Consider the following 3,581-nt stretch of genomic DNA (forward strand, 5'->3'; position numbering starts at 1 on the left):
GCGTCTGCCTATGCCGAAGCGATCGGGGAATCTGGCTCGATGACAACCGCCTGGCTGACATTGCGCTCCACATCGATGTTCGCGTGGGCCGGCTTGTGGCGAGACAGCGAGGATTGGGGGCCGGTTTATACCGGCGTGATGACGCGCAACGCTCCCGAGTTGGCCTCGATCCATGATCGGTCGCCAGTGATCCTGGCACGCGAGGACTGGGATACCTGGCTCAATGCCCCACTGGCAGATCTGCAGCAATTCGATCGACCTTGGCCTGCAGACGATGTTTTCGTCATGCCCACCAGCATCTCGTGGAAAGATGGTGGCCGTGAGTCCCTGGTAGATTGGAGCTGGGAGGCAGGGCAGCATCGCGCCCCGCCCCCCACAAGTTCCTTCAGTTCGAAATGATCACTTCTCCCACGACCCGGCTCTGCGCCATCCCGCCCACCGTGTAGCGCACCGGCACCGCCTCCATCGTGAAGCCGTCGAAGATCCGCCGTACCTCGGGTCGGTCATTCAGCGACAGGATGAACCTGCCTTTGATGTCGCGCAGCTGATCGGCCATCGCCTCGAACTGGTCTCGGTCAAACAGATCGCGGCCATAGTCCGTTTCGCAGCCAAAATATGGCGGATCGAGGTAGAACAGCGTCCCCGGCCGATCATAACGGGCGACAAAATCCGCCCAGGGCAAGCGCTCGATTACCACGCTGGAAAGCCGCTCATGCGCCGCCTCGAGCACAGGGCCGACCTTTGCCACATCGAACCGCGCCGGACCGCCTGTGTCCACCCCGAATACACGCCCAGCCACCTTGCCGCCAAAGGTCAGCTTCTGCAGGTAGAGGAACCGCGCCGCGCGCTCGAGATCGGTCAGCGTCGAAGGATCCTGCCCGCGTAACCGCTCGAACCCCGCGCGCGAAGTCACCTGCCAGCGCAGCATGTCCATGAACGCCACATAGTGCCGCTGCAGAATGCGGAAAAATGTGGCCACGTCCTCCGACCAATCGTTGATCACCTCACATTTCGGCCGCTGGTCGCGCCGGAAAAATACCCCGCCCATGCCCACGAACGGCTCGGCATAGAGCCGATGCGGCACAGCGTTGATCTGCGCTACCAAGCGCTTGGCGAGCATCTTCTTGCCGCCGATGTAAGGCGCAGGCGGCCGCGTGGGACTGACCGGTTTGAGCTGGTCGAGCACGTTCGACAACATCGCAAATGTTCCTTATATGTTCTCGCCGCCGAGTCGGCAGGCGGGATGGCCTCGGGTGGGCCTGTCTGGGGACATGACGATCTGCGGTCGTCGGAATGGGGCGGTGCAACGCCCCCTTCCCCCGCCTCTCTCGGCGGGCGGAATCCTTATAGCGCGCCGGCCGCCACGCGGGTGCCGTCCTGCTTGATCACGCTGCCATCGCTGCACACGTAATCGCGGAAGGCGAGCACGGGCAGACCGGTCCAATCGTTGAGCCGGAGCATGCGCCGCATGATGGGCACGATCTCCGTCTCGAAGAACGCATCGCGGGTTTGGCCTACATTTCCCAACCCACCGGCTGCCTGGGGGATCACGCCGATCAGGATCGGCGGGGTGCGGTGCGCGGCCAGCATGTCATCGCGGCTGATGTTCTTGACGGCGGAGAATTCGTCTTTCGCCGTCACGTCCGCGATCGGCATGATCTGGATGCCGTCTTTCTTCCCCTTGGGGATATAGACCAGCATGTTCTTGAAGTTGCCCACGCCCTTGGAACTGCCCAGCTGCTCTTCGATGGCGTCAACGGTGGCCTGGTCGGCCAGCGGCTCGCTCACATAGAACACGAAGCCCGCATGCGCGCCGTTGAGGTAATAGCGGCGGCGAAACAGCGTGGCGTTTTCTGACAGCAGACCGCTTTGCAGCGCCGACAGCCATTCCGGCAGACCATAGATTTCCTGTGCAACGTCAGGCTGTTGCAGCTGAAAAATCGTGCCGGGTGCATAGGCATGCTCATCACCCCGCGCGCAGTTCGTCCACCAGAACACGTTGGGATCAATCCCGGCGCGCGTATGAATTGCCGGGCTATGCGCCAAGGTGGCAATGCGCCCGCCCAGATTTGGCACGCTCTCGAGATAGGCATTGCCCATCTGCAGGAAATCCAGCGCCCAACGCTCGAACACGTCGGCCGCCAGCCACCGCGAAGGCGTCTGCTGCGCCACCAGCAGGTTGACTTTCAGCCCGATCGCGCTGCGGTGATACGGTGAGACGTTGAACGTCTGCGACAGCCGCGCCATCGGCAGCGGCGGCTCGTACCAGCGGCCATTGTGCCAGATCTCGAAATACTGGGCGAGTTCGCGGCGATCGAGCACGCTCTCCGGCTCACCGAAGCGGAACACCTTGGCCGGGGCATGGCTGGCCTGGTCCTCGGGCTGATCGGCCAGGGCCACGGCGGTCGAGCTGGGTTCAGTCATCATCGGTCCTGTCAGTTAAGGAAGCGCACGCGCCCGGCCGGCGCCTGGATCTCGGCCCCCGCATCGAGCGGTTCGTTGGAAAGAGCGTGGAGGATCGCCCAGGCGATATCGGCGTGGCCGATCTCGCCGTTCCGCCGCGCGGTATAGGTCACGCCGCGCTGGCTCCCGGTCAGCGTCGGGCGAATGGCCATGAAGGCCTGCATCACATCGGTCCAACCGGCATCGAATTCGATACGGCCGGCGCGGAAAACGTTCTGCCCCTTGATGACCAGGGCAGTTTTGCTGGCCACCGAATATTCGATCTTGCGCGCGAGCGGGAACCACTTGCTCACCAATTCCCACACCGCCTGGCCATGCCCGGTCGTGTCGATCGATATGTCGGTGACGTTGTAGCGCTTGCAGACCGCCCGAATGGCGTCGGCCTGGCCGGCAAAGTCCAACCCGTTGAGCCGGATCTTCTCGAGCACCCGGAATTTACCCCCCGGTTTTTCAGGGGGCGCAAGAACGGCTAGCGCGGCATCATCCCGGCCCTGCTTATTAGGGTCATAGCCCAGCCACACCGGCTTATCGCCGAACGGCCGCCCACCAGAAATCTCGATCAGGGCGGGCGCGAAATCCCGCCACTTGTAGAAGCTGTCGACCCGCGCCGGGGCGAGGCGCACATAGGGGAACGAGCTTTCGGAATCGTCGATGTCCTCGCATTCGAACAGGTTGCGGAACCGCTCGTCCGAATACTCGCGCCGCAGCTCGTCCACGTCGACCAGCTTGCCCAGGCCCTTGGCCACCGCGTCATGGATGGTGACGAGCTGTTGCCAGCTACCATCGGGCATGATCGCGCCGTTCCGCAGATTGCGGTGCGAAATATCGAACGGCTGCTGATCGCCCTTCGCGCGGCCGGCGTTCCACTCCTCACCCGACCAGAAGCCATAGGACTGGTGCGTCTTGGTCGAAGGCGTGGAGAAGTAGGTCTTTTTGTAGATCTTGTGCGTGGCCATACCGCTGGCCACGCCGTTCAGCTCGGTGAAACCGTGCACCCAGGCGAATTCATCGAAGTAGAAGTCGCCGCTCTCGCCCTGGGCGGTCGCGCTGTTGGTCGACAGCGGATAAAAGCCCACCGCATCCATCGCCGGCAGCGCCTGCGGCTCGCCATCCTCGTC

The 3,581-nt window shown here is 63.2% G+C and carries 4 protein-coding genes; 1 reads left to right on the forward strand and 3 read right to left on the reverse strand.

Annotation, left to right across the window (positions count from 1 at the left end; genetic code table 11):
- On the forward strand, positions 1-399 hold a 399-nt coding region (locus C8K14_RS22140), incomplete at its 5' end, for an SOS response-associated peptidase family protein (protein ID WP_199223801.1).
- Here the strand turns inward: C8K14_RS22140 and C8K14_RS22145 are convergent.
- The 3 genes from C8K14_RS22145 to C8K14_RS22155 form a co-directional block, all read right to left on the reverse strand.
- A complete protein-coding gene (locus C8K14_RS22145) occupies positions 386-1,198 on the reverse strand; it encodes a DNA adenine methylase (RefSeq protein ID WP_107719286.1) in 813 nt (270 codons plus the stop codon). The two genes, C8K14_RS22140 and C8K14_RS22145, sit on opposite strands and share 14 nt — an antisense overlap.
- Positions 1,199-1,344: 146 nt before the next feature.
- On the reverse strand, positions 1,345-2,424 hold the full coding sequence (locus C8K14_RS22150; protein ID WP_233251192.1) for a phage portal protein: 1,080 nt from the start codon (positions 2,422-2,424) through the stop codon (positions 1,345-1,347).
- Between the two features lie 11 nt (positions 2,425-2,435).
- Positions 2,436-3,581: terminase large subunit domain-containing protein (locus tag C8K14_RS22155; protein WP_208110672.1), on the reverse strand; the 1,146-nt coding region annotated here is incomplete at its 5' end.

Source organism: Novosphingobium sp. GV079 (assembly GCF_003058045.1).
GTDB classification, from domain to species: Bacteria; Pseudomonadota; Alphaproteobacteria; order Sphingomonadales; family Sphingomonadaceae; genus Novosphingobium; species Novosphingobium capsulatum.

Bases quoted from the DNA above. Each gene is read 5' to 3' on its own strand.
- C8K14_RS22145 (WP_107719286.1), bottom strand. From the start codon at position 1,198: ATGTTGTCGAACGTGCTCGACCAGCTCAAACCGGTCAGTCCCACGCGG.
- C8K14_RS22150 (WP_233251192.1), bottom strand. From the start codon at position 2,424: ATGACTGAACCCAGCTCGACCGCCGTGGCCCTGGCCGATCAGCCCGAG.